This is a genomic window from Desulfomonilia bacterium (assembly GCA_036567785.1).
In the GTDB taxonomy this organism is placed as follows: Bacteria; Desulfobacterota; Desulfomonilia; order UBA1062; family UBA1062; genus DATCTV01.
The window spans coordinates 15266-41061 of sequence record DATCTV010000043.1 but is presented as its reverse complement, the minus strand read 5'-3'; the positions used below and the strand labels follow the sequence as shown (position 1 = coordinate 41061).

Sequence of the window (25796 nt, the reverse complement as noted above, 5' to 3'; positions counted from 1 at the left end):
TCAAAGTTACGAAAGCTTTTTGACGGCGGCGTCTTTTGCCTGAGATACTTCGGCGAAGACATCGATTAATGGGAGAAATCCGACAATTTCAAGAACCTTACGCACACTTTCCTGGAGTTCTGATACATAGAACAGCCCTCCGGTGGATGCGGCTGATTTTGAGCCCAGCACTAAAACCCTGATTCCCGCACTGCTCATATAATCGACACCGGAAAGATTGAGAATGCATCCTGATCCGGGTTCTGCAAAGGAATTTGTAACAGCCTTTTCCATTTCGGGAGCGCTCAATGCATCAACCCTGCCTTTGACTGATAAAACCCTGATCCTGGGTGATAAATTCTCTATTGAAATCTCCATTTATATTCCTCCTAGAGTTTTATTCTTTTGGCTCTGAAAAAAATGCTTCCATTATCAATGCACCATCTTCAAAGTGATTTGATATTTTATACGGCAGTTTCTTAAAAAGTTTGATCATGGAGTTGTTGTCAGGGAATGTCATTGCATAAAGGCCTGCAAGTCCGTTATGCCTCGCCGCATCAACTATTTTCTGCTGCAGCTTCGCTGCAATTCCCTTGCCCTGCCAGTCCTGATCAAGAGAATATGCAACTTCCGCTATGTCTTTGCCTTCGTCAATACAATACATACCCACTCCAACAACTTTACCGAGTCCCTCTTCTCCCACATAGGCAATTACGGAGAATTTGTTCTTATAATCTACCATGAACATGTTTTTGAGTTCATCCCAGAAGAAATGCAATCTCAAGCCGAAGAACCTCTTTGAGATATCCTTTTTATCCATGGAATAGAAGTGTTCCTGAATAAGCCTGCTGTCGGTAGTCTTGGCGGGTCTGAAGGTGATCTTTTCACCGCCTGATTCTATGGTCTCTTCCATCCATGCAGGATAGATGCCGTTAATGGATTCGTTGATGCTTCTTTCCTGGCTTATTAGCCCTAGTTCCTTGGCTTTATTGAAAAGTTCATCCCTGAATTTTGGGTGGGAAATACTGATAATTGCCATGGCCCTTTCCTGGATATTTTTTCCGAAAAGGTTCACAACGCCATAATCACTGACGATGTATGTTACATCGGGAGCGGGAATGGCAACAGCGCCGGTTGAGATCTCAGGAATAATGTTGCTGGTTTGCTCATCATGCGATGCCGAAGATATTACTATAATGGTCTTGCCCCTTTCAGACATTGAGGCTCCTCTTGTAAAATCGACCATTCCTGCGACATCTGCAAAATGGTTTTGAGGCATTCCGTCGGCGGAAACCTGTCCCTTGAGGTCTATGGCGGAAGCCAGGTTGATGGCAACCATTTTATTGTGTCTGGATATGATGCGCGGGTTGCTGACAAAATCACTCGGTCTGAATTCGACCGCTGGATTCATGTCAAGGAAACTATAAAGTTGCTCGGAGCCTATGGCTCCGAAAGCAACCATCTTGCCGTCATTAAATCCCTTTTTACGGTTTGTTATAACGCCTTTTCTGCATAGTGCGAGCATTGAATCAAGTATGAACTGGCTGTGTACGCCAAGGTCGTTTTTATTCCCAAGGGCCTTCTCGACAAGTTCACCTGGAATGCCTGGGCCTAGCTGGATTGTTGAGCCGTCATCGACCAGATTGGAAAGATATCCTGCAATATTTTCCATACCAGGCAAATCAGGTACGGGATAGGTGGTCAGGAGTTCCTCATCATGCTCGATTATATAATCCACATCGTCAATATGAAGCATGCCGTATCCCGGGATTTTTGGCATTTTTGAGTTGATCTGTGCAATAACAACATCGGCTGCCTGTACTGCCGCCAGGGTAATGTCCACCGATATTCCCAGGTTCATCCAGCCGAATTCATCAGGCGGACTGACCTGGACCAGGGCATAATGAATAGGGATATGCCTTTTGAGAAAAAGTTGAGGCACCATGTAGAGATTCACAGGTGTCAAAAAACGCTTTGCCGCAGAAAGACCTGTGAGCATCCCGGAACCCTGATATATTGACCTGACATGGTAGCTTCTTCCTTTTGTTTCTTCGGCAACCAGGCCCATAAGAGAGCCTTCAAGGTTTAAAAATCTTATCAGTTCAATATCAAAGAAATTGGATGTGTTGTTGATAAGCGCTGAAACAAGATGCTGAGGTTCTCCGCAGAAAGAGCCGACAAAAACCCTCTTTCCCTGAGATATGCATTTAACAGCTTTCTCTGCTGTTACAATTTTTTTGCCGTATTCGCCGGCCTGCTTTCCGTTCATGCATGCCTCCCGTGGAGGAACTTTGGAAATATAAAAAACTTTCGGCGAAACAGATAAATTCCTTTAATAGAAAAGGTTACCAATGTTTCTTATTGACTTAATTGAATATTTACATTAGATTTGAATACTGATTCTACGTTCGAATATGGATTCTAATATATGACGAGGAAAGAACGGGAAAGACAACTTAGAAGAAATGCTATCCTGGAGGCAGCAGGAAAGGTATTTGCCCGGGATGGTTACTTCAATGCCACCATGTCCCAGATAGCCGGTGTTGCAGAATTCGGAATGGGTACTATCTATCAGTGTTTCCCAAATAAACAGGCCCTTTTCTCTGAGGTAATCATTGAAGGAGTAGAGGCATATAGCACCGGATTGAAGGAGTCTCTGGCCGGGAAAGATACCTGGCAGGATAAGCTTAAGACATTTATTGAATACAGGCTCAACTGGGTGGAAAAGCAGCCGGATCTTCAGCGTCTTATTATGGAAATAATCTATTTCCCCGTTCCTGATATCAAATCTCAGATTGTAATGCGCCTGAGAGAAATTTATGAAGAAAATACTGGAATGCTGAAGGAAATCCTTTCACAATCGCTTGAAACTAATAAGAACATTGATATTGATCTGATGGCACTTGTAGTCACTGGGACAATTAATTCTATTGCCAATGACTGGCTTATGGGTGTTCTAAAAAAGATTCCTACTGAGTATATTTCCGGAATCATGCAGGTTGTTGCAGGAGGTGAAGATGTTTAGACTGGCAATATGTATTGTGGTTTTTATGGTGATGATTACAGGGCAGGCATTTTCACAGGAAGTTATGTCCGTCGAACAGGTGCTTGAAATAGCTGTCAATAATTATCCGGGCATCAAAGCTTTCAAGGAAGAGTCAACAATAAAGGATATGGAAAAAAAGGAAGCCCTGATAATGATGCTTCCGAAGGTTAAGGTTAACTATGGCTATTATCGTCTTGATGAACCTCAGGTGCTGGATATCGGACAGGACCTGTATCTTCCAATACTGAACGAAGCAAGCCCACCCCGTTTTGACAGCAATGGAAATATCGCTCTTGACTGGGATACTAGAAGGCCGATGTATGCTTATATTCCTGCCGAAGGGATAACCGTGGGTACACAGGATAACCATTCGCTTTCACTTGAAGTTACCCAGGTTCTCTTTGCCGGCGGTTCACTATATAATAACTATCTGATCAAGGAAAACAGCAAGAAATCGACAGATATTGAAACCCAGAAAAAAATCCGGGATTTGAAAGTCAAGGTCATTGAGGCATACTATGGAGTAGTTGCCAGCAGACAGGGAGTGGATGTTGCCAAAGCTGCCATAGCATCCCTGCAGGCACATGTAAATCAGGCCATGGCATTCTATAAAGCCGGTGTCATTGCAAAGAATGACGTCCTTCAGGCAAAGGTCAAACTCGCCGAGCAGGAGCAGAACCTGATAGCTGCTGAGAATATGGTCAACACAGCAGAAGCCGGACTTAATGTTTCGATGGCAAGACCATTGACTGAACCAGTAGTAATAGAAAATGACATTGAAATATCAAAGATTGAATATACTCTTGAAGAGGCGATCGAATATTCAATGGAAAACAGACAGGAACTTAAAGAACTCGATATTTATATGGATTCTGCAAAAAAAGGTGTAAAGGCGGCCAAAGGCGGATATGCCCCACGCATAGCCGCATCATATACTTATCAGAGGTATGGTGCCGATATAGATATTGTCAATGATCAGTGGAAAATCGGTGTGGGATTGGAATGGACTCTCTTCGGCAAACTTGCGGAAGGTGGAACTGCCTATACAAATGTAGGAAAGGCAAAAGCAATGCAGTCTCAGGTTCTGCTGGAAAGGCAAAGGACAGCCGATGAAATCGCACTTCAGGTTAAAGACGCATATCTGACTGCAAATGCTGCAATTGCGAAAATGAATGTTGGGAGCAAATCAATTGAGCTTGCCGAGGAAAATCTTAGAATTCAGAAACACAAGTACAATCTTCAGGCATGTACTTCAACGGATGTTCTCGATGCACAGACCATGCTTGATAAATCCAAAATAGACTATATTAAGGCCAAGGTTGACTATGCCATATCGGTGGCAAAACTTAAAGCAGCTATGGGGATACTTTAGGAGAGGCAGCTATGAAATATTACTACAGGGTTATATTATCCTTAACAATCGGAGCAATGGTTCTGGCTTTTAGCGGCTGCGGTTCAAAAGATGAGTCAAACCGGAAGGACGCCAATTCTGGAAAGGCTGAAGTTGTTGTTGCCAAAGTCGAAAGAGGGACCATCCTTAAGGAATATTCGGCGATGGGGACTATAGCTGCTGAAGATGTAGCCAGAATATTTCCAAAGGTTGCCGGAAGGGTGCTCAAAATTTATGTAACGGAGGGTTCACCTGTTGGAGCCGGGCAGATCCTTATGCAGATAAATGATTCCGATTATCGTATAATGGTCCAGGGTGTTGCCGCAATGGCAAAAGGTCAGCAGGTTAAAGTTGAAAAGAGCAAAAGGGATTTCTTGCGTGCGGAAAGCCTTCATAAGGAAGATGCAATTGCAGAGCAGTTGTATCAGGATGCAAAAAGCGGACTTGAAGGTGATCAGTTTGTTATGGATAAGGCAAACGCTGAACTTGCAAACGCGAAAAAGAACGTCAGCGAATGCAGGGTTGTTTCCCCTATTTCAGGTATAGTCACGAGCAAGTTTGTAAATGAAGGAGAACTCACGGCCCCCCAGTCCCCAACGCCTGCATTTGTGGTTGAAAATATGAACAGGGTGAAACTCGAGATTGACCTTTCTGAAGATGCATTCGGTTATCTTGAAGTAGGCAATAAATGTATTGTCACTGTTGACGCGATACCTGATAAATCCTTCGAGGGTACAATTTCAAAGATATTCCCATCAATAAATTCAGTCAGCAAAACTTTCAAGGTGACGATAACCATTGAGAATCCGGACTTGAAACTAAGGAGTGGAATGACAGCCAGGGCTCAGATTGTACAGAAAGCCAGGAATGATGCCGTAAATGCTCCAAAGGTGGCTTTTCTGCCAGGAGAAGAAGGTTTCTATGTTTTCAAGATTTCAGGCGGAAAAGTAATAAAAACACCCGTTAAAATTGGAATAGAGGGAAATGATTCATATGAAGTACTTAATGGTCTTGTTCCCGGAGATTATGTGGTGGTCGAAGGTCAGGTAGGTCTGAGTGATGGCCTCATGGTGAAAGCTACTCTTGCACCATCCGTTAATTACAAATCTGCTATCGCGCCTGCACCTGTCGCAGCCGGAACGGCAGCCGTTCAGCAGCAGAAGAGTCCGGTTGCGCCGTCTGTCAATAAATAAACCTGTTCTGTATTGACTTAAACGGGAGGGGATACAATGAGTATTGTTGAATTTTCAGTCAAGAGACGCATCGCCATTACAATGTTTACTCTCATTGTTGCCCTTTTTGGCCTGCTGGCATTCAGGGATCTTGGCATTGATCTTTTTCCTGAACTTGAATTTCCGGTTGTTACAATAATAACGACTTATCCCGGGGTAGGCTCAGAAGAGATCGAAACAGGTATAACACGTCCCATAGAAGAATTTGTCGGAAGCGTAGCAGGGGTAAGGCAGATAAATTCGACGTCGGCTGAAGGTATATCCACAATCAGGATTGAATTGGAGTGGGGTGTAAATATCGATGCGGCTGCGCAGGATGTAAGAGAAAAACTGAGCTGGGTATCTGAATATCTTCCCAAGGATGCGGATAACCCGATGGTTATGAAATATAATATTTCAAACATGCCTGTAATCCAGTATGGAGTTACCGGATTGGGTAATACCATGCAGCTCAGAGAATATCTCAGGACTTCCGTAAAGACGAAGCTGGAGCGGGTTGATGGTGTTTCACAGGTATGGCTTTACGGAGGCAAGGAACGTGAGATTCAAATCCTGATTGATCCGGTCAAACTGAAGGCCACGGATTGTTCGCTCGAGCAGATAAAGAGAGCCATTCTTGTGTCAAACCTGAGTATGTCAGGCGGGCATGTCAACATTGACCAGAAAGAGTATCTGATCAGAACCAGCGGTTATTTTAATAATTTGAATGACATACGCGGCATAGTCATCAATGCGACAAAACAGGGCCAGATCATACATCTGAGCGATGTCGCCGAAGTGAAAGACGGTTTCAAGGAGGTTCGAGGTCAGGAAAGGACCAACCGTGAGCCGACAGTCATTGTCGGAGTAATGAAGCAGAGCGGATCAAATACGGTCAAGACGGCCGAAGGCGTTCTTGCAAAGATGAAGGAAATCGAAAAGACTGTACCGGCAGGCGTCAAATTCTTTATGATCTACAACCAAGGAAAGATAATTAAGAATTCCATTTCTAACACCGGGAAAGACGCCCTGTTGGGTGGACTTATCGCCATATTCGTAGTTTTTATCTTCCTGAAGTCTTTCAGGGCCACATTTGCGATAGCCTTGGCCATACCGCTATCGATAGTCACTACTTTTATAGGCATGAACTGGTTGGGCTACACCTTCAACATCATGACCCTGGGGGGCCTAACTCTTGCCGTCGGACTGGTTGTTGACGATGCAATCGTTGTAATAGAGAACACATTCAGACATCTGGAACAGGGCAAACCAAGGAACATAGCTGCAATAGATGGCGCAAGAGAGGTGATCCTTGCGGTTACCGCCAGCACGTTTACTACCATGGCGGTTTTCATCCCTTTGAGCCTTGCAAAGAATGTCGCAGGAAAACTTGCACGGCCTCTGTCATTCACTGTCTGTATTGCTCTGGGAGCCTCTTTGATTGTGGCTTTCACCGTTATTCCGGCTATTGCAGCCTCACTCTTCAAGAAAGAAAAAGAGGTCTATGAGAACATTGAAGAAAAAGGCTGGATCAAGAAAATGAATGATAAATATTCAGTACTCCTTGCGAAAGCACTAAATAATAAGAAAAAGGTTGTAGGCGGCGCATTCGGCATCCTCCTTTTAAGCATCGGTCTCACGTTTTTATTGGGTGCCGAGTTTATGCCCAAGCAGGATTATTCGATCTCGTCAATGCACATTACGCTACCGGAAGGTTCCTTGCTGTCCGAAACCAATCATGTCACCGAACAGATCGAAAGACTGTTTCTTGCAAGGCCCGAGGTGCTTGGTGTCGTAAGTATTGTCGGCCAGACTCAGGGATCAAAATTTGACCAGGGCAGCGGTACGAATAAATCAACTGTATGGATCAGATTCAAGGAAAAAGATGACCGTAAAAAAGACATGGATGTCATTGTTAATGAGGTAAGGAACCTCTTCCCGAAATTGAAAGGTGTTGATTACAGATTCGAGGACGTCGTAGGAAATCTTATGGGTGGTGACAGCAGCCCTATCACAATAGATATTACAGGCCCGGATCTTGAGGTCTTGGACAAGCTGAGCGATGAAGTAATGCAGAAGCTTATACCTGTCCCGGGACTGAAGGACCTTAAGAAATCGCTTCAAAAGAGAAAACCGGAACTGCATATTGAAGTTGACAGGGAGGAGGCGGCAAGACTGGGCCTGTATGTATATCAGATTGCCGATGCCGTTCAAACCGCAATGCAGGGTACAACAGTAAGCTTCTTCCGCGAAGGCGGCAAGGAATACGACATAAAGGTAAAATTCAATGATGCCGGGAGTGGCTCATTCAAGGCGCTGGAGAATATATACATACAGTCTCCTGTTGCAGCGCAGGCGGCCGCTTCATATCCCGGAGCAGGAATAAGCACGATGATTCCCCTTTCACAGGTTACGAAATCAGTCAGATCATATGGCCCGATTTCCATTTTCAGAAAAGATCAGGAACGTGTTGTGACAATCGGTGCAGCCAACTTCAAGCGGGATATTGCGAGTATAACCAAGGACATACAGGCAGTTCTCAACAAAATTAAAATGAAACAGGGATATTCATATGAAATAGGCGGACAGTATGAGCAGATGCAGAAGTCATTCAAGGAACTGAGCCTTGCTTTCCTCGTTGCTGTTTTGCTTATCTATATGATCATGGCCGCTCAGTTTGAATCGCTGTCGCAGCCTTTTGTCGTAATGTTCACAATGCCGCTCGCATATATTGGTGTTGTTCTTGGCCTTCTCATCACAGGCAACACTCTGTCGGTATCTTCGATAATGGGCCTTATAATTCTTATGGGTATAGTCGTTAAGAACGGAATAGTCATGATTGACTATATCAATCAGCTCAGATTAAGGGGGGTTGATAAGACGCAGGCGATCATACAGGGAGCGAGCATAAGACTGAGGCCGGTACTGATGACGTCCTTGACGGCCATTGTGGGCATGCTTCCCATGGCATTCTCCCGTGGTGAAGGTTCTGAGACCAGTTCTCCCATGGCCCTTGCGGTAAGCTTCGGTCTTCTGGTCAGTACGGCACTTACATTGTTCGTAATCCCCTCGATTTATTATGTAGTAGAAGATTATACCCCGAGGATCAGGCACTGGTTCAGCCGCAAACTCTTCGGCGAAGATGATTTCATGGGCCACGAGGACAGGCTTAAGTGATAAACCTATTGCAGGCTTGATGACATGCTGAGCCTGTGCTATCCCTAGGGGATGGAAAACAGTAAAGAGCTTGCGACAGAGATAACAAAGGTCCTTGCCGGTTCTCTGGAAGACAGGGCAAAAGCGATAATCGATTCCCCTTACTGCGAAGAAATACTCCAGCATATACCGGTTCAGGACGCCTACATGATAATCAAGGAAAGCTTTGGCGGAGACAGCCGGTTCCTGCTTCCTTATGTCAAGCCTGAAAGGGTGGCTTCCTTCATTGACATTGACTGCTGGAAAGGTGACAGTCCGTCGATCGAAGGTATTTTTGAATGGCTGAACGAGCTTGTCAATGCGGCTGACGATACCCTTATGGATGTTCTTAACATACTGGACCTGGAACTTCTGGTCCTCCTGTTTTATCCATACCTGAAAGTAATTGTCACCAGTCCTACCGATGACAACATACCCCAGATAATAGAGGCGGGATTTGAAACGTTTGATAATAACTACTTTTTCATATTTTCCGGGGATACGGAAGAAACGAAGCTTCTGAGATTTATACTGGACAGCGCCTTTCTGTATAACCAGGAAATGTATTTCAGAATACTGGAAGGTGTTCGTTGGGAACTTCCTGCAAACATGGAGGAAACGGCATTTCATCACCGTTCAATCAGGCTCACGGAACTCGGTTTCACACCGCCTGAGGAAGCATCGGGAATTTATGCAAGAAGACCCACGGATAAAATCATTTCTTCAGATCTGAGAACAGATCAGATTCCTGTTATCAGGGAAGAGGAGAAATTCTTTTTGCCTGCATTGTACAACGAGAAGATATCAGCGAACAGCCTCTTGGTTTCGGCGATGGCAGAAGCAGACCCGTTGACAGTGGAGAATTTCTCGTTTGAAATGATGTATCTTGCAAATAAGATCATAATGGCCGACTACAAGCCTCTCAATGATATCGTCTCTTTGAAATTATCGGTGGAAAAAGCAGCGGCTTTGACATCGCTTGGATTATCCATTGCAATGCGCACAAAAGCTCAGGATGCCCCTGCCATATTGAAGACAATGACGGCTGAAACACTGTTTTCTCTTGGTTTCAATACCCTCATGGAACTGCAGGACAGTCTCAGGAAAAGCCTGAAGGGCCTGAACAGGGGCATTGTTCCTGCATCCTGCAGAGAAATTACCGATGATCTTCTCAAAAAATATCCAGTGATGACAGGAGACAGGTTCATAACAATAGATGATGTCGATTATTCAAATGATGTTATAAGAAGGCTTGACCTGCTGCGCTTGATGCTTGAGTATTTCGATTTCAAGGGGGCTTCTCTGAAGGGATCCAATGTCGATTCCGAGGGTCTTGATCTGGAAAATATAATACTTACAGCGATTGCGGCTAACGTTGTTTCAGGAGAAAACAGGTTCAGGCCTCTTTCTAAAAGCGAGTTTGCAGTATTTGTCGAGACTGCAACTTCATTGAAAGAAGGGAAGAGATGTGTAAGAACTGCTTTTGCCGGTGAGCTGAAAGATCTTGTTTATGGCATGGTTCCGGAATCGAAACGCCAGGCTGTAAGCGCTACTGTTGATCAGCTCTGCATGCGCCTTGAGTCGGAACTATCGGGATTTAAGTCAGTCAATGAAATAAATCCCAGATATATTACATGCCTTATAGTCAGACTCTGATTACTTCTTATTACTTCACCTCGACCGTCCAGCCGAATTTATCCGGAATCCGGCCGAACTGAATACCCGTAAGCGTGGTGTAAAGATGCTGTGAAATCTGTCCTATCTTGCCGTTGTTTACAAGGATATCCCTGCCTGCCCAGTCAAGGACGCCGATCGGAGATATGACGGCAGCCGTGCCTGTCCCGAAGGCTTCTTCAAGTTCACCTTTTTCATGGGCGCTGTATATCTCCTCGATTGATATCTTTCTTTCCTGAACAGGTATGCCTTCGTGCTTGAGAAGCTGGATTACCGAGTCCCTTGTTATGCCCGGAAGGATACTGCCTTCCAGAGAAGGTGTGATGACCTCTCCTCTAATCTTGAAAAATACATTCATGGAACCGACTTCCTCGACATATTTCCTGTTGACGCCGTCAAGCCAGAGAACCTGGATATAGCCCTTTTCCGCGGCTTCGGCCTGCGCTTTCAGGCTTGCCGCATAGTTGCCGCTGGTCTTGATGCTGCCGGTTCCGCCGGGCACTGCCCTTACATATTTCGTTTCAACATAGATGTTTACCGGATTGATGCCTTGCGGGTAGTATGCCCCAACAGGCGAATGAATAATCATGAACTTGTACGTCGACGAAGGTCTGACGCCCAGGTACGGATCCGTTGCGAAAATGAACGGTCTGATATACAGGGATGTCTCGGGAGCGGTGGGAATCCAGTGCTCTTCGTATTTCACGAATGTCTTTATGGCTTCAAGGACAAAGTTTTCATCAAGCAGGGGAATGCACATCCTCTCGCAGGTTGCATTCATCCTCTGGATGTTTTTTTCGGGCCTGAAAAGCAGAGTTCTCTTATCCTCCGAGATATAGGCCTTCATCCCTTCGAATATAGCCTGTCCATAATGCAGAACAGCTGTTGACGGGTCCATGGTTATGGGTCCGTAAGGAACAATCCTCGGATCATGCCAGGAGTTCTCGGTGTTATAGTCCATTATAAACATATGATCCGTAAAATGCTTGCCAAAGCCAAGGATGCTGTGATGAGGTTTTTCCTTTGGTTTGTCATGCCTTATGAAATTGATTTTCATGCTCATATGAATTTCCTCCGTTTATAAAATTATTCCCCAGGTGTTTTCATGATAAATTGTACTGAACTCTTGATGTCAGATTGCCTGCCTGAGAACCTGTCATACTTTTGTGCCATAATGTATCCGATGTCAATGGTTGCCAGCTGTTTCATCAGAGGTTCAGCCCCTTCCTGAATGCCTTTCTTGATTTTCTCCGTACCCTGCAAGCGTATCTGGGTTAGACCGTCCTGAAGTTGTCCTGACCCTTTTTCAAGAAGCACGGCGCCGGCAGACATCTGTTTTATACCATTATCAAGCTGCCTTAGCCCCCCTTCGGTAATTATTATTCCCGGGAATTCCTTGACAGGCGGCGCCGGCTTTCCGTGCTCTCTCAGAAATGAAAGTACGTCTTCAGGAAAGGGCCCTCCTGAAACAAGCAGCTCAAGAAACTTCGCCTGGATATCCAGATAACCAATCGCCTGGTCTGCCTTACCAGACATAAACGGCACCTTTTTGAGTCTGACAAGATTTTCAGCCAGCCCCCTGTTGATAGTGATTGCACCTTTTGTCATTTCAGCCTGAGCTTCGCTTGCCTGAATGAGTTTGGCGGTGCCGTCTTCCATCTGGACAAGAGCGTTTTTAAGTTTTTTATGGCCGTCATTCATTTCCACCGCTCCGGCCTGAGCTTTCATGAGAAACGCTCCAACCTGGTCAACCCCACTGTATATCTTATTCATCCTGCCCTCGACTTCAAACTTGGGGAGGGGGGGCATCTTCGGAATCACCGTAAACATTATTGATGGTATTTTAAAGCCGGTAACATCCGCTTTCAGATGGATTGTCTCCGTGGTAAAGGGAAAAACCAGCCAGTTCATCTTAATCTGGTTTCCCACTACTGCAAATGCACCCTGAGGCGCGTCAACATTGCCGTAATTCTCGATGGGAAGGTCAGTGGAGACCATAACGGTAAAGGGAACGGAAACTGATGCCTGTGATGTTTTTGTTATACCGGTTCCTATTTCACGGTATTTTACCGTTCTGTTGATTGATGTTCTGTTGGTTATTGTCATCCTGATTTCAAGTTTTCCGCTCATGCCTTTAATCCTGTAGGGGTCCGTCTGACGGCCGTTCAGGAAATATGTTATATCAATTGATAAAGGAAGCGGCTTGTCTGTCATGCCGCTGTAAAATATATCTCTATCATTTGTGTCGAACAAGTATGACCCGTCTTTCTGCACAGGCAGTGTCTCGCTTTTGATGTTCTTTATGCCCGTAAGAATTGTGGCATCTGATGAAGGTTTTTTACCGTCAGTTCTGAGCCAGGTCACCACTTCCAGCCTCCGGGGTTTACCTGAAGCGTCAAGATTGACATATACCGTTTCATTACGGCTGAGGCTTCTGGCTGAAACCGGTAGCGCCGCAAACATGATCAGCATTGTTATGAAGATAGCCTTTTTCATGCCTCTTCTCCTTTCTTTCTTAAAAATCCGATACTCGTATGAGTAATTATCTTATCACAGGTGAGGATGAACGAAGGCAGCAGGAATACTATAACGGCCGTCGATATGAGCGCTCCGCGGGCGATCATGAGTGTAAGCGATGATACCGCGCTTACATGCGACGTAAGGGCTATGCCGCTTGTTGCGGCAGCCAGACTCAATCCCGAAATCGTTATTGCGCCCATTCCGCCTGAGAGAGCCTTAATCATGGCCTCTTTCTTCGGTAACTTCTTTCTCCACTGGCTGTACCTGGTCATAAGCAGAATAGAGAAATCCACCGTTGTCGCAAGCTGTATGGATGAGATGCTGGTTATTGTCAGAAAAGGTATTGAACGGCCCATGGCGTACGGAATGCTTAGGTTCGTGTAAATGGCAAGCTCGATTGCTGCCACCAGAACAAAAGGTATGGAAACGGAACGCATGAACAGGGCTATTATTACTATAATGCTTATAAGGGACGCCATATCGACAACCGGAATGTCCCTCTTGGAGATGTCCATCATGTCCTTGTTGATGGGTGTGGTGCCGGCCAGCCAGGAAGGTTTGATGCCGGCTTTCTCTACTGCTGACCTTATCGAATCGACAGCTTGGTTGCTGATGGTGCTGCCGGGTTCATCCGAGAATTTGACCATGATCATTGAATAACCGCCTTTGGAAAAAAGGGCTTTGGCCTTATCAGGTATAAAACTTTCGGGCACGGCGGAATCCGCGAGAGATGTAAGCGCAATCACACTGACTATGCCTTTTATATTCCTGATTTCTTTTATGGCATTTTCCTGTCTGAAGCGGGGGATCGTATCAGGGAATACGATATAGGATATTTCCATTGAACCAAGCACATTTTTTATTGTCTCGAGACACTTGATGGATTCCAGATTTCTGGGAAGCATTTCATCAAGATCATAGGATATTTTCACATGGGTTTTCCCCCAGATCATTGGAATAAAAAGCAGGATGAACAAAACCGTAATCCTGCCGGAATTATTCACTAGGAATGTGGATATTTTTGTACCGATGGCGCTAGTAGTCTTTTCCCCTCTTGTTTTGACAAAGCGGTTGGCCACCAGCAGCATTGCAGGCAGAAGCGTCATTGTTACTGCAAGACCCATGAAAACGCCCTTTGCCATAACAAATCCCATATCTAGTCCCAGCCTCATTTTCATGAGAATGAGTGCAAGAAATCCTGCCATGCATGTGAGGGCAGAGGGCAGAATGGCTGGAAGGGTATTTGCTATGGCGGATTCCATTGCCTTTTGCGGGTCGGGAAAGAGCTTTTTTTCCTCATGGTAGCGATGTATGAGGAAGATGGAAAAATCCTGGATTACCCCGAGTTGAATGGCTGATGCAATAGCGCTTGTTATGTATGAAACCTCACCCATGAAGTAGTTCGTGCCCAGGTTGTAGATTACCCCTATTCCGATGGAGAGCATGAATATAATTGGAATCGCCCATGATCCAAGAGAAATGCCGATTACCAGCGAGGAAAAGCATGCCGCAGCCATGAATGTTATGAGCTTCTCGCTTTCCATGAGTTCTCTCAGTTCATACAGGAATATCGGCAGGCCTGTGAATGCTGTGGCTTTTTTCCCGAGATAGGATTTGATCTGTTTTATGGCTTCAAGAGTCTTTGCGGATGAACTCGGTTCGGCAAATGAAAGGTGAAGCAGGGAATAGCTGCCTTTTTTATAAATGCCAAGGAGTTGCTGGGGTACAAAACTGTCAGGTACGCTAGGATCGACAACTTCGTTTATCCATGAGACGCGCTGGACTCCATCTATCAAACTTACATCTTTCTGTATTCTAAGTACAAAGGGTACATTTGTAGTATTCAGAAGTATGTATGCGGTATTAGCCGTCTGAAAATGCTCGTGAAGAATTTGCTGACCTTTGACCGATTCGACGTCCTCCGGCATATAGGTGAAGATGTCATAGTTGAGAGGTGTCATCTGCTTCATGTAAGCAAGCGGAACCGCCAGAATTATCCCTACGATAAGGACGATCCACGGGTGACGTGTCACAAATGAAATCAAGGGTCGCATTAGGTAATATTATCAGAAAATTTCATGATATTGCATAAAGAATTTATTTAAAATCTTTAATGAATATAGGCCGATTATCAGCGATTTGAAGTCTAAGCGTTTATTAGAGAAAAGATTAAAAATAGGATCAGGGACAGGCGAAAAAGTCCGGCCTGTCCTCTTTAATTCAATTTGAAGGTTTGTTCTTGTCTTCCAGGTTGCCTTTGAGGTTTTTTTCTTCCTCATTCATTGCGCTTTTGAAGTTCTTTATGCCTTTGCCGAGCGCCTGTCCAACCTCAGGCAATTTTCCTGCGCCGAAGATTATAAGAACCACCACCAGAAGGATTATCAAGTGCCATACGCTGAATGTACCCATTGCTCTTACCTCCTTTATGCGTAAATTGGAGATAAACCACAAAAGGGCTTCTCAAGTAAAGAAAAATTTGAATACTTATTTTATCTTGCCAACCGCTTTTTTTCATGCTGTTGCTGATTATTATTGGAGTTAAATATTTCTCCTGGAGGTTAAAGTGGCAGAAAAAAAATATATCCTGGCAATTGATTCCGGAACACAGAGTATAAGGGCGGTCCTGTTCGACAAGGAAGGCAATGAACTCGGAATCGAACAGGCACAGTATGAACCATATTTTTCCCTGAAGCCCGGATGGGCCGAACAGAGGACTGAAGACTACTGGAGCAAGCTCTGTCTCGTGTGCAGCACCCTTCTGGACAGGGTCAAAATTGACAAGGCAGAAATAGGCGCTGTCGGGATAACAAGTCAGAGAAACACGGTAATACCCATGGATAAAGACGGGAATGCGCTGCGTCCGGGTATAATCTGGCTTGACAATAGAATAGTCAACAACCCCCCGCCGCTTCCCGCCATCGGCAAGATAGCTTTCGGATTGATGGGCAAGACCGAAACAATACGTTATGCACAGAAGAATTCCAAATTTCTTTGGATAAAAGAGAACGAACCGGAAATCTATGCCAGAACCCACAAGTTCGTTCAGGTTACAGGGTTTTTCGTAAAGAAGCTTACCGACGAATTCAAGGATTCGAAAGGCATGATAACCGGCATATGGCCTTTCGATTACAAGAAACTTTCCTGGTATGGAAGCGCCCTTGGATTTGTTTATGAAACTTTCGGAATGAGGCAGGACCATTGTGTCGAACTTTGCGAACCGAATGAAATTATCGGGCACATTACCAAAAAGGCATCAGCTGAAACAGGTATTCCTGAAGGCATTCCCGTTGTTGTAGGTGCTGGCGACAAGCAGTGTGAACTCCTTGGAGCAGGTGCTATCGACCCGAAGATAGCGGTGATCAGTTTCGGTACCGCAACGGCAATGGAAGTTATTACAAGAAAATATATCGAAGACGGCAAAATGAGGTTTTTCACATGGCCCGCGGCCATCCCGAAGACATGGGACATTGAAATGTTCATCTTCCGCGGTTTCTGGATGGTCACATGGTTCAAGCAGGAATTCGGACACAGGGAGGCATTGGAGGCGGAGAAACGCGGTGTGGCGCCCGAAGTCATATTCGACGAGGTGATAAAGAATATTCCACCGGGCTGTATGGGTCTTATGGTTCAGCCTTACTGGTCGCCGCTGGTAAATGACAAGTATGCAAAAGGTTCGATCATAGGTTTCGGCGATGTCCATACAAGGGCTCATATTTACAGGGCGATACTCGAGGGCATAGCATTTGAACTCAGGCGCATGAACGAGGTTGTCACAAGCAAAACCGGTGTGGAAATCAAAGAGATAAGGGTTGGAGGAGGGGGTTCAAGGAGTGATGTTGCCGTTCAGATAGCAGCCGACATGTTCAACCTGCCGACATACCGTATGGCCACAACCGAGATATCGGCCCTTGGCGCAGCAATAGATGCGGCTGTAGGCGTAGGCATGCACGGTTCATTCGAGGATGCGGTAAAGGCCATGGTGCGGACAGGCAGAAAGTTCGAACCAAATGCTCAGACTCACAATATTTATACCGATCTGTTCAATGATGTTTATAAAAAGAATTTTGAAATAATCGCCCCTCTGAATAAAAGGATAGGACAGATAACGGGTTATCCGCCAAAAGACTGAAAAAACAAGGCATCGGGCTCATAATGCCCGATGCCTTGTTAGAATCCCTTGTTTAACCGGCCACTGATTCAGCCTCTCTTTCCCTTGTAACCATTTCGGCCACATCGGCCAGAAGCTGCTGGGAGTCATAGACGATGCCGTCTTTTATGGTGTAACGCAGGGCCTTTATTTTCTTTACTTCTCCTGTAGTCGTATCCATACGCATATGTCCGGTTCCATAGAGCACCTTGAAGTTCATGAGGGGATTTTCATCTATTACCAGAAGATCTGCCTTCTTCCCCGGTTCGATGCTGCCTATTTCATCAGCCATACCCAGAAGTTTCGCTCCGTCGAGCGTTGCCGACCTTACCACCTCCAGAGGATGGAAACCCGCTTCCTGAAGCAGTTCCAGCTCGCGGATGAAGTCGAAACCGAAGAGCTTCATTCCGAAGCCTGAATCGCTGCCGGCCGTTACCCGGCCGCCCATGTTCTTGTAATCGTTTATAAAGGCCATCCACTTGGGATACGCACGTTTGAACTCGATCTCATAAGCCGTGGTCCAGTCGTAATAGAAAGACCAGTGGGACATCAGACTCGGCTGAAAAAAGCGCCAGAGTGCAGGAAGCGTATAATCCTTGTGCCACTCTGCATACGTATATCGCATGACGTCCATGCCCGGTTCCCAGCTTGAAAGGGTTGGCACTATGGTAAGGTCGTGCTCCAGCATTTCGTCGAGCACGTCTCTCCACCGCTGGTCACCCGGTATAATCGGCCTCCACATGCGCGCATCCTGCAGGGCGCGCATAAGCTCGTTTTCATAGTTATAGTCAGGAAGGAAATTCTGGATCGTGGAGGTGGGATCCAGCGCCTCCGCCAGCCCCAGGAAATGTTCCATGCTGGTCAATCCCATGCGGCAGGAGTCGAGCGCATTCACACGGCTGGCCCAGACTATCGTATGATGGCATGAACTTCTAAGCCCGCGGTTCCTGCACTCGTCGTAAATGACACTCATTACCTCCGGATAGTGACCGAACAGCTTGATGCCCTTGATACCTTTTTTCGCCACTTCATCTACCCATGCGCGTGCCGCTTCTCCTGATCTCACCTGTGTTACTATATATGGCGTATAGGGTGTCGGGTAGGAGACGATCCTTGGTGCGGTGATCTCATTTGCCTCGCTCTTTTTTTCGAGCGCTAGGGTCCAGTCGAGACCCATAAGCGCTCCGCATTCCCTAACGGTCGTTACGCCGTGAGCCATCCATAGCTTGAATATATATTCCGGAGGGGTGACCTTTCCGCAAAGTCCTTCCGAAGGGTTTCCAATGTGGACATGGGAATCGACGAATCCGGGAAGAACATATTTGCCGGTGCAGTCTATCTCGAGGTCTCCCTGCTCAGGGGGCAGAAGGAACATTGCATGGCGGATCTCCGCTATCCGGTCGCGAATGACTACGATGTTGAATGGCCCCTGAACGGGTGCACCTGTACCGTCGATCATCATCGCATTTTTGAGCACGAGTCTGTTGAACGGTCCCTGGCCCTCCTTGCGGGGCGGGGCCTGATCAGGCTGTGAAATGCCGAAAATCCTGCAAAGCTCCATTACCTCTTCTCCGGGTTGCATGGAAAAATTCACCTGTTTCAGATCACTGTTCATATCATCCCCCTTGTTCAATTTGTTTTCTGACTGAGTTGTTGTTCCGGAAATTCTCTAGATGTTTTTCGTGAAAAATCTTCAATAAAGATAAACAACAATTTCAATATTGGCTAGAGTTAGTATATGTAATCATTTGACAACAGGTAAAAAAGCAACTTGTTTGCCAATGCCGATGACTTTTGGGGTAACATATAAACAGAAGCTTTGCCGCAGGAAACACGCTATAGTAAATGATAAGAAAAACAGGGGAGGGAAAGATGCCGGTCAAAATAACGCCAGTTACCTCAAGACCTGAAAAACAGGAACTGCAGTCCCGCATAGATGCTTTGCGCGAGTACATGCAGAGGAAAAAACTTGATTACTATGTCTGCGCGAATACCGAGAATGTCTATTACCTGACAAATTTTGCATACATACCGTTTGAGAGGCCTTTCTTTCTTGTGATACCTGCCTCCGGCAAGCCTTCAATGGTTACGCCCGGGCTGGAGGTCAGCCATGCGCAGGACAGGGTCCTTCTTGATGTTGAATATCACACTTATTATGAGTTTCCCGCACCTCATGGCCGGACATATGTGGAAACACTGAAGGAGATCATTCCTGATGACGCCGAGGTCGGCATCGAATCTTCCATTTCAATTGCATTGAAAGGCGTCATGCCCGGAAAGCTCAAAGCAGTCGATATAGTTGATGAAGCCCGCATGATCAAGAGCGACTATGAAGTAGGCCGAATATCCCATGCGTGCAGTATTACAGAAACAGGCATGAAGACGGCACTGGAGCTCAGCCGTCCGGGAGCTCAGCAGCTTGCGGTCTACTCTGAGGGAACCAGACAAATGCTGGCCCGCATACTGTTCGAAATCCCCAATCCGAATATTCTGGTAAGCAAAGCGGTCTGCGCGGTCTGGCCCGGAAAGCTTTCTGCACAGCCTCATTCCATGCCGGGCCTGTTTGACCAGTTCGCAGAGGGCGGACCGAATGTAGTTATAATTGCAGTCCAGGCCGACGGATACTCGGCCGAACTCGAAAGGACCTTTTTCATGGGATCGGTACCGGACGAGGCCCGCGATCCATATGACGCCATGATGGAGGCCAGGGCAAAGGCTTTCAAAATGGTCAGACAGGGGATTTCAGCCGCCGAAGTGGACCGGGAGGTCCTTAAGGTAATCGAGGACCGCGGATATAAAGACAATATCCTTCACAGAACAGGTCACGGTTTCGGGATTACCGGACATGAACCGCCCTGGGTGGCGCTGGGAAGCGAGACCATTCTCAAAAAAAATATGATTATAAGTATCGAACCGGGGATATACATCCCGGGGATGGGCGGATTCAGGCATTCAGATACCGTTCTTGTTACTGAAGAAGGCTGTGTTTCCCTGACGAACTGGCCGGACAGGCTTGAGGACCTGGTACTGAAATCTATTTAAAGGCATAAGGCTGATAATGGTTTTTTCAGAACGTTATTGCTAATCATGAACAAGAGAAATCATCCGTTGCAAGCTTGACTTTTGAGCCATAAAAATTAATATTTGCAAACAGTTGGATTCAATAAATGCCGTCTGAAAGGCATCTCTGGAAACTCTGGGCAACTTGCATGAAAATTCATCACCGGCAGCATGGTTTTGAAAATTAGAACGATAATTAAAGGATATTATGAATAATCCATTCACAGTCTTTTTGGGTGATACCGGAAACGGCATCCACCTTAAGCTTGATCTTGCGGCTAAGGCTGCCCAACCGGAAGGCCTATCATATCCGTTTGTTACGGCAGACTCATCTCTTCCGTTTACCAGTGTTATCAGGGCAAATGTTGCAACATCTGCGGGAGCTGTCATCAAAGAGGCTTTCCTGACAATTTCACGGGATGATTACCGGCAATACGGCAGCACACTCGGTGACATTACGAATAAAACACTCGATGAAAGCTGGCAAAGGATAATCACAAAAGCGCTCGAAGATGAAAACGGCATGCTTCTTAATGCAAGGACGGACCCTCATGGGGTGTATCTGCCGTTTGACCCAGTTTTCTACTGTATTAAACAGCAGGTGTATTTTACTCCGGTATGTCCGGTCTGTTCGTCAGGTTTCGATATCTGCAGGGATGAATATTTGCTGAAGGAAAATAGTCTCGCTTCATACGCAAGCTCATTGAAACGGTATCTTTACTGTCCGGAATGTCATTCTCAGGGCCGAACCCCGGTTTTTTATGCAGCTGAAATCTCCGGTGAAGAACCTGCAAATGTAAGGGACAAAAGCGCTCTTGTGCAGGGGTATGTAAATCTGCTGGTAAAGGCCGATCAGAATATACCCTGCCCCTCGTGTGAACATAGAACTGAGTGCTACGGGGAAGGATGGTCTGCCCTCAAGAATATAGTGAGCCTCTCCTTTTATCCGTTTCATGCGGTTCTGAGCGAAGCCGGTACAATCAATGCCCTGGATTTTCTTCTGCTGCTTTCAGGCGCGCCATATGAGGAAATCGAGGACAGTCTTGAATCCAGGGGGCTTACGGGCCGTCTGAATGCCCTCAGGGCCTTTAACAAGGGTAAGGGGTATTCGTCAATACTGTTGTTTGATGGCGACGACAGGGTGTTTCTGGAGATACTTTATTTGAAGCTTTCATTTGCCGCTGATTTGCTGTTCCGGATTGTAAAAGGTTCAGATGGCCTCATATATCCTGACCTTGGATTGAGTCCGGAATCGATTTGGGTGACACTGCCAGAAGGAAGCGGTCTCCTGCCAGCTTTCTGGAATTTCAGGACCATCCTGCTCAAAGGCCCTGAAGCGGACGAATCATTTCAGATGCTTCCCGGTGCCCCGAAATCCTTTTTCGCCTACTTCTTCGGAAGAATGCTGATATACATTCTCATATCAAATCCATCCGCCGGAAGGGACACTATTGATGCCCGTCTCCTGGAAATGCTCAATGCCTTTGTCAGGGGTGAACCTTTGGGCCTGGATTTGACAGTCGATGGCTTATTCCGTCCTGAAAATATCTTTTATAAACCGGAAGGTGTAATCATAAGGGAAGAGTATGCGGATATCTGGAACGAGGCGGTTCAAACATGCATATCTCTTATGCTTCATGGCTATGCGGGCGATGGCGGTTTTCCAGAAGATGAATTTGTCTCTTCATTAAATGCGCTTAAGGATAGGATAATGAAGATGCTCTTCGAACCGTCCGGGGCCCATCATGAAATTCCGGCCGGTATCGTGGAAAAAAAGGAAGCTGCGGTTGATGACGAATCAAATGCAAGGATTGCCGGTATCCTCGACAGCATCAAAGAGAAATGGATGGATTATGATAAAACTTCGCTTCCCGGAGAAGAATCTGTCCGGGAGGAATCGTTTGAAAAGACCATTATTATAACTGCAGACAAACCGGTACAGGAAACAAAAATTATAGAAGAGCCGGAAGATTTTCATGAAACGGTAATACTTAATTCATCTACGCTTAGGGGCCAAATAAAGAGAACGGCAGAGCCTTCCGGACAGAACCCTGAACCGCCCGTAAGCCGGGAAGACCTTCTTGAGGCGACAATCATAATGACGCAGAATATGGAAAAGGTCCCAGAACCCCTTGCCGAAACTGCAAAACCGGATGGGGCCAGGACAAAGAAACCCGAAAATAAGGATGATGAACTCAGTGAGACTGTGATAATAAAAAAATAAGACGATTGATTCAGGTAAAGGATGGGGACATTGCCTTCTGATTTGAAAAAACTGACAGAAGAGATAAAAAAGATATACAGCCTTAATCCTGCTGTCGCCGAATTTTCCATAGAGGCCCTTCTGCAGGGGGAGCTTGAAGGTCAGGACCTGAGGGATAAGCTTTCTGTTATAGAAGGAATTAAAAATATCCTTGCAGGCGGGCAGGAAGAACCCGTACCGGAAGAGAGCATCAATGCCGACGCATTGTTGATGCAGAGGCTTATTCCGCTGATACTGGGCAGAAGCGCATCGGATATGCCGGCCGAGATTCTTCCTGAAAAGCTGGCGCAGTCTCTTAACATAATATTCGATTCACTCAATCAGCTTGTAGGCCTTATCAATTCGACGCTTGGAACGCCGGGAGAAGGCGATGAAACGATCCGCCACATAATAGGTACGAACCTCGGAGACGGGCCTTCGGAAAAATCGCTGGAAGAATATCTTTCACAGGTCAAGAAGGCCTTTCTTATAACTCAGCAGGCATTCAAGGATGCTGCGAAAACCGTTCTCGGAAATGTACTCGCCGTGCTCGATCCGAAACAGATGGAGCCTGTACAGACAGGCCTTAAAATAGGGCCGCTTAAAAAGGCCGAGTCCTTTGAAATATTCGAGGAAAAATATATGAAGTGCAGGAAATGGTATGATTCCGGCCGTTTCATGGAAGATTTATTGAGGCAGTTTGAAAAGAACTGCCAGAAACTATTCATGGAAAACAGGGGGTAATATTATGAGAACTCTAAGATATGCTGTCGTGCTGCTCGCCGTTTTTATAATGAGTTCATGCGCATCTTCACCGGATGTGGTGCAGTGGGTCTATCAGAAGGATGCCATAGTCCTTGACATAAAGTCCGATGCCAAACTCAACCTGAAGGGAAACAAAGGGCATAAGCTTGCAATATGCCTGTATCAGCTGAAGGATCCGTCGATGTTCAACCAGCTTGCCGGAAATGAACAGGGGCTTTACAAGCTTCTGGAGTGCAGCAATTTCGATTTCAGTGCGATTGCATGCACAAGGATTTTCGTCGATCCCGGCAAGGACCAGAAAACGCTTGTCGACAGGGCTGAAGGCGCAAAGTATGTGGCGATTGTTGCCGGGTATTACAAACTGGAAAAGAACAACATCATAAGGCTTTATCAGATACCGGAAGTGTATGAAAAATATGGTTTCCTCAAGATGAAAAAGAAGAAGGTGCCGGGAAAACTTGAATTGACCCTGGACCTCGGACCGAAAGAAATAATTTCCAAATAAGAGGAAAACAAATTATGGAAAAACCGCTATTATGGCACCAGGGGCTTTTCCTTCAGCCTCAGCATTTGCAGCTCCTTCAGCTTTATTCGCAGTCACAGACCGAACCCCTTATACGCTACATGACCAGCGAGATGTGGGGTGTCGGCAGGCTCGAAATAATGGAAGCCTCCCTTGGAACGGGCAGTTTCCAGATAGCGGAAGGAGATTTCATTTTTCCCGATATGAGCTATGCCAGGATTCATGAAAATGCCGTGTGCGAGACAAGAAAATTCGATGCAGACCAGATCGAGGGCGGCAAACCGCTTACGGTTTATATCGGTATAAAAAAGCTGGAAAATGGGGGCAGGAATGTAACGAATATATCAGCAAAAGACACCGTAACCGGCATAAACACAAGATACGTTTCATTCCTCGAACCCGAGCAGGTTTCCGATCTTCACCTTGACGGGCCTTCTTCCGAAGTGAGGTCCATAAGATACGCGATAAGGGTTTTCTGGGAGACCGAGAAAGACAGGCTCGGTGATTATGAGATAATTCCTGTCGCCCAACTTGAGAGAAGAGGTGAAGAAATTGTGCTTTCCGGGACGTTTATCCCACCCAGCCTTACTCTCTCATCATCAAAACAGCTTGAGAAGCTTATAAGAGAGATTCGCGACCAGATAGCAGCAAAAGCCTTCCAGCTTGAAGGATACAAGAGGGACCGCGGCATACAGACATCTGATTTCGGCTCACGTGATATGGTCTATCTGCTGGCGCTTATGACGTTGAACCGCTATCTGCCGCTCCTTTATCTGATGACTGAGACGTCCCAGAGTCACCCGCTCAACGCTTTCGGGCTTCTCAAGCAGATTATCGGGGAGCTTTCGGGTTTTTCTGAAAAATACAACTGGGCCGGTGATTCCACTGATGAGGTTTTCCCTAAGTATCAGCACACAAACCTTGGGTCATGCTTTATGAAAGCCCAGGGTGTTATTACTTCACTCCTAGATGAGATAACGGCAGGGCCTGAATATGTCTACGGGCTCATATATGACGGAACATACTATTCCGCGGATCTTCCGGCGCCGATATTCGAGGGAAAGAACAGGTTCTACCTGGTGGTTCAATCCTCGTCGGATGCAAAGACGATGGCAACCTCGATTCAGGCAGGCGCCAAAATATCATCGAGGGAATCGCTGCCCATACTTATCGTAAGGGCACTGCCGGGGGTTGCTCTTAAGAAACTGGACAGGCCGCCGCAGGAACTTCCGCGAAGGGCAGGGGCCATATATTATCAGCTCGATCATAACACCGATCAATGGTCCAATGTATTCAAGGGAAAGAATATTGCGCTATTCTGGGATTCCGCCCCGGCTGACCTCAAGGTCGAACTCATGGTCACGGGAAGAGGCTAGAGATGAGACTGTCCGACTGCTATATGGAACTTGTTGCATATGTCGCATATTTTTTGAAATCGGCCGGGAAAAAACAGCCGCCGTTCGAACAGGTAAGGTCCCGGGTGGAAGGCATGCTTTCAGCCGCCTACAATGAAGCCCTGGAGCCTTTCGGAGCGGAGGATGCCGATCTGGCCCGTTTTGCCGTGTGCGCCTGGATTGACGAGGCCATTCTGAGTTCGGGCTGGAATGAAAAGGGGAAATGGCAGAAGGAGCCGCTTCAGCTTAAATATTACCAGACGCTTGCCGCAGGAGAGATATTTTTTGAAAAGCTCAATGCACTCGGGCCGCAGAATAACGATGCTAGAGAGGTTTACTACCTGTGTCTTGCCATGGGGTTCATGGGCAGATACTGCAAGGAGGGAGACAGATTTCTGCTCGATCAGCTGAAGACTTCCAACCTTAAAGTGCTCATGGGAAGTTCCGTCGGAGTTCCTGCGCTCAAAAAGACTCAGCTTTTCCCCGAGGCGTATCCTCCGGCTGAAAATGCCCGTGTCAGGGCTTCCTCAGGCCCCGGTTACGGCCTCATGAACATAATAATCGTTTCAATCCCGGTCGCTCTCTTCGGGTTTTTGTACGGGATTTACTATTTCGTCCTTAACAATATAGCGAATACACTGGTACCTTAA

The 25796-nt window shown here is 46.3% G+C and carries 19 protein-coding genes; 12 read left to right on the top strand and 7 right to left on the bottom strand.

Annotated features, from left to right (window positions below; all coding sequences use genetic code 11):
* Positions 1 to 6: 6 nt before the first annotated feature.
* Positions 7 to 357 carry an STAS domain-containing protein gene (locus VIS94_12400; GenBank protein HEY9161868.1) on the bottom strand — a complete coding sequence of 117 codons (351 nt, stop codon included), beginning with the start codon at positions 355 to 357 and terminating at the stop codon, positions 7 to 9.
* A 19-nt stretch (positions 358 to 376) separates the two neighbouring features.
* On the bottom strand, positions 377 to 2248 hold the full coding sequence (locus tag VIS94_12395) for a GNAT family N-acetyltransferase (GenBank protein ID HEY9161867.1): 1872 nt from the start codon (positions 2246 to 2248) through the stop codon (positions 377 to 379).
* A gap of 159 nt (positions 2249 to 2407) precedes the next feature.
* On the opposite strand from VIS94_12395, the gene VIS94_12390 reads away from it, so the two are divergent.
* Genes VIS94_12390 through VIS94_12370 form a run of 5 tightly spaced genes read left to right on the top strand, consistent with a single transcriptional unit; the run spans position 2408 to position 10477 of the window.
* Positions 2408 to 3004: a TetR/AcrR family transcriptional regulator gene (locus VIS94_12390; GenBank protein HEY9161866.1), complete on the top strand. Its 597-nt coding sequence runs from the start codon at positions 2408 to 2410 to the stop codon at positions 3002 to 3004.
* A complete protein-coding gene (locus tag VIS94_12385) occupies positions 2997 to 4397 on the top strand; it encodes a TolC family protein (protein ID HEY9161865.1) in 1401 nt (466 codons plus the stop codon). Before VIS94_12390 ends, VIS94_12385 begins: the two co-directional genes overlap by 8 nt.
* An 11-nt stretch (positions 4398 to 4408) precedes the next feature.
* Positions 4409 to 5608, top strand: a complete 1200-nt coding sequence (locus tag VIS94_12380) for an efflux RND transporter periplasmic adaptor subunit (GenBank protein HEY9161864.1) — start codon at positions 4409 to 4411, stop codon at positions 5606 to 5608.
* 36 nt (positions 5609 to 5644) lie between these two features.
* A complete protein-coding gene (locus VIS94_12375) occupies positions 5645 to 8803 on the top strand; it encodes an efflux RND transporter permease subunit (GenBank protein HEY9161863.1) in 3159 nt (1052 codons plus the stop codon).
* A 51-nt stretch (positions 8804 to 8854) separates the two neighbouring features.
* Complete coding sequence (locus VIS94_12370; GenBank protein HEY9161862.1) at positions 8855 to 10477, top strand: DUF6178 family protein; 1623 nt, start codon at positions 8855 to 8857, stop codon at positions 10475 to 10477.
* Between the two features lie 10 nt (positions 10478 to 10487).
* On the opposite strand, the gene VIS94_12365 is transcribed toward VIS94_12370, so the two are convergent.
* The 4 genes from VIS94_12365 to tatA form a co-directional block, all read right to left on the bottom strand.
* Positions 10488 to 11558, bottom strand: coding sequence for a branched-chain amino acid aminotransferase (locus tag VIS94_12365; GenBank protein ID HEY9161861.1), 1071 nt, complete (start codon positions 11556 to 11558; stop codon positions 10488 to 10490).
* 23 nt (positions 11559 to 11581) lie between these two features.
* Positions 11582 to 12991, bottom strand: coding sequence for a hypothetical protein (locus VIS94_12360; GenBank protein HEY9161860.1), 1410 nt, complete (start codon positions 12989 to 12991; stop codon positions 11582 to 11584).
* Complete coding sequence (locus tag VIS94_12355) at positions 12988 to 15048, bottom strand: MMPL family transporter (protein ID HEY9161859.1); 2061 nt, start codon at positions 15046 to 15048, stop codon at positions 12988 to 12990. The genes VIS94_12360 and VIS94_12355 overlap by 4 nt, the downstream gene beginning before the upstream one ends.
* A gap of 187 nt (positions 15049 to 15235) precedes the next feature.
* Entirely contained in the window at positions 15236 to 15424 is a 189-nt protein-coding gene (gene tatA, locus VIS94_12350; GenBank protein HEY9161858.1) for a twin-arginine translocase TatA/TatE family subunit, read from the bottom strand.
* 154 nt (positions 15425 to 15578) lie between these two features.
* Here tatA and VIS94_12345 point away from each other — a divergent pair, with 154 nt between their 5' ends.
* Positions 15579 to 17144, top strand: a complete 1566-nt coding sequence (locus tag VIS94_12345) for an FGGY-family carbohydrate kinase (protein ID HEY9161857.1) — start codon at positions 15579 to 15581, stop codon at positions 17142 to 17144.
* Positions 17145 to 17196: 52 nt separating this feature from the next.
* Here VIS94_12345 and VIS94_12340 read toward each other — a convergent pair whose 3' ends face one another.
* On the bottom strand, positions 17197 to 18777 hold the full coding sequence (locus VIS94_12340; protein ID HEY9161856.1) for an amidohydrolase family protein: 1581 nt from the start codon (positions 18775 to 18777) through the stop codon (positions 17197 to 17199).
* Positions 18778 to 19034: 257 nt separating this feature from the next.
* On the opposite strand from VIS94_12340, the gene VIS94_12335 reads away from it, so the two are divergent.
* The 6 genes from VIS94_12335 to VIS94_12310 all read left to right on the top strand — a co-directional run bounded on the left by VIS94_12335 (position 19035) and on the right by VIS94_12310 (position 25796).
* Positions 19035 to 20204 carry a Xaa-Pro peptidase family protein gene (locus VIS94_12335; GenBank protein HEY9161855.1) on the top strand — a complete coding sequence of 390 codons (1170 nt, stop codon included), beginning with the start codon at positions 19035 to 19037 and terminating at the stop codon, positions 20202 to 20204.
* Positions 20205 to 20430: 226 nt separating this feature from the next.
* Positions 20431 to 22446: a hypothetical protein gene (locus tag VIS94_12330; protein ID HEY9161854.1), complete on the top strand. Its 2016-nt coding sequence runs from the start codon at positions 20431 to 20433 to the stop codon at positions 22444 to 22446.
* 42 nt (positions 22447 to 22488) lie between these two features.
* Positions 22489 to 23208, top strand: coding sequence for a hypothetical protein (locus VIS94_12325; GenBank protein ID HEY9161853.1), 720 nt, complete (start codon positions 22489 to 22491; stop codon positions 23206 to 23208).
* A gap of 4 nt (positions 23209 to 23212) precedes the next feature.
* Positions 23213 to 23734: a type VI secretion system lipoprotein TssJ gene (gene tssJ / locus VIS94_12320; GenBank protein ID HEY9161852.1), complete on the top strand. Its 522-nt coding sequence runs from the start codon at positions 23213 to 23215 to the stop codon at positions 23732 to 23734.
* A gap of 14 nt (positions 23735 to 23748) precedes the next feature.
* Positions 23749 to 25128 carry a type VI secretion system baseplate subunit TssK gene (gene tssK / locus VIS94_12315; GenBank protein ID HEY9161851.1) on the top strand — a complete coding sequence of 460 codons (1380 nt, stop codon included), beginning with the start codon at positions 23749 to 23751 and terminating at the stop codon, positions 25126 to 25128.
* A gap of 2 nt (positions 25129 to 25130) precedes the next feature.
* The gene (locus VIS94_12310) at positions 25131 to 25796 is read left to right on the top strand and encodes a DotU family type IV/VI secretion system protein (GenBank protein ID HEY9161850.1); all 666 of its coding nucleotides are present in this window, start codon (positions 25131 to 25133) and stop codon (positions 25794 to 25796) included.

What these genes read in the sequence shown, in the direction of transcription:
- VIS94_12400 (HEY9161868.1), bottom strand. Translation starts at nt 357, where the DNA reads ATGGAGATTTCAATAGAGAATTTATCACCCAGGATCAGGGTTTTATCA.
- VIS94_12395 (HEY9161867.1), bottom strand. Translation starts at nt 2,248, where the DNA reads ATGAACGGAAAGCAGGCCGGCGAATACGGCAAAAAAATTGTAACAGCA.
- VIS94_12390 (HEY9161866.1), top strand. Translation starts at nt 2,408, where the DNA reads ATGACGAGGAAAGAACGGGAAAGACAACTTAGAAGAAATGCTATCCTG.
- VIS94_12385 (HEY9161865.1), top strand. Translation starts at nt 2,997, where the DNA reads ATGTTTAGACTGGCAATATGTATTGTGGTTTTTATGGTGATGATTACA.
- VIS94_12380 (HEY9161864.1), top strand. Translation starts at nt 4,409, where the DNA reads ATGAAATATTACTACAGGGTTATATTATCCTTAACAATCGGAGCAATG.
- VIS94_12375 (HEY9161863.1), top strand. Translation starts at nt 5,645, where the DNA reads ATGAGTATTGTTGAATTTTCAGTCAAGAGACGCATCGCCATTACAATG.
- VIS94_12370 (HEY9161862.1), top strand. Translation starts at nt 8,855, where the DNA reads ATGGAAAACAGTAAAGAGCTTGCGACAGAGATAACAAAGGTCCTTGCC.
- VIS94_12365 (HEY9161861.1), bottom strand. Translation starts at nt 11,558, where the DNA reads ATGAGCATGAAAATCAATTTCATAAGGCATGACAAACCAAAGGAAAAA.
- VIS94_12360 (HEY9161860.1), bottom strand. Translation starts at nt 12,991, where the DNA reads ATGAAAAAGGCTATCTTCATAACAATGCTGATCATGTTTGCGGCGCTA.
- tatA (HEY9161858.1), bottom strand. Translation starts at nt 15,424, where the DNA reads ATGGGTACATTCAGCGTATGGCACTTGATAATCCTTCTGGTGGTGGTT.
- VIS94_12340 (HEY9161856.1), bottom strand. Translation starts at nt 18,777, where the DNA reads ATGAACAGTGATCTGAAACAGGTGAATTTTTCCATGCAACCCGGAGAA.
- VIS94_12335 (HEY9161855.1), top strand. Translation starts at nt 19,035, where the DNA reads ATGCCGGTCAAAATAACGCCAGTTACCTCAAGACCTGAAAAACAGGAA.
- VIS94_12330 (HEY9161854.1), top strand. Translation starts at nt 20,431, where the DNA reads ATGAATAATCCATTCACAGTCTTTTTGGGTGATACCGGAAACGGCATC.
- tssJ (HEY9161852.1), top strand. Translation starts at nt 23,213, where the DNA reads ATGAGAACTCTAAGATATGCTGTCGTGCTGCTCGCCGTTTTTATAATG.
- tssK (HEY9161851.1), top strand. Translation starts at nt 23,749, where the DNA reads ATGGAAAAACCGCTATTATGGCACCAGGGGCTTTTCCTTCAGCCTCAG.
- VIS94_12310 (HEY9161850.1), top strand. Translation starts at nt 25,131, where the DNA reads ATGAGACTGTCCGACTGCTATATGGAACTTGTTGCATATGTCGCATAT.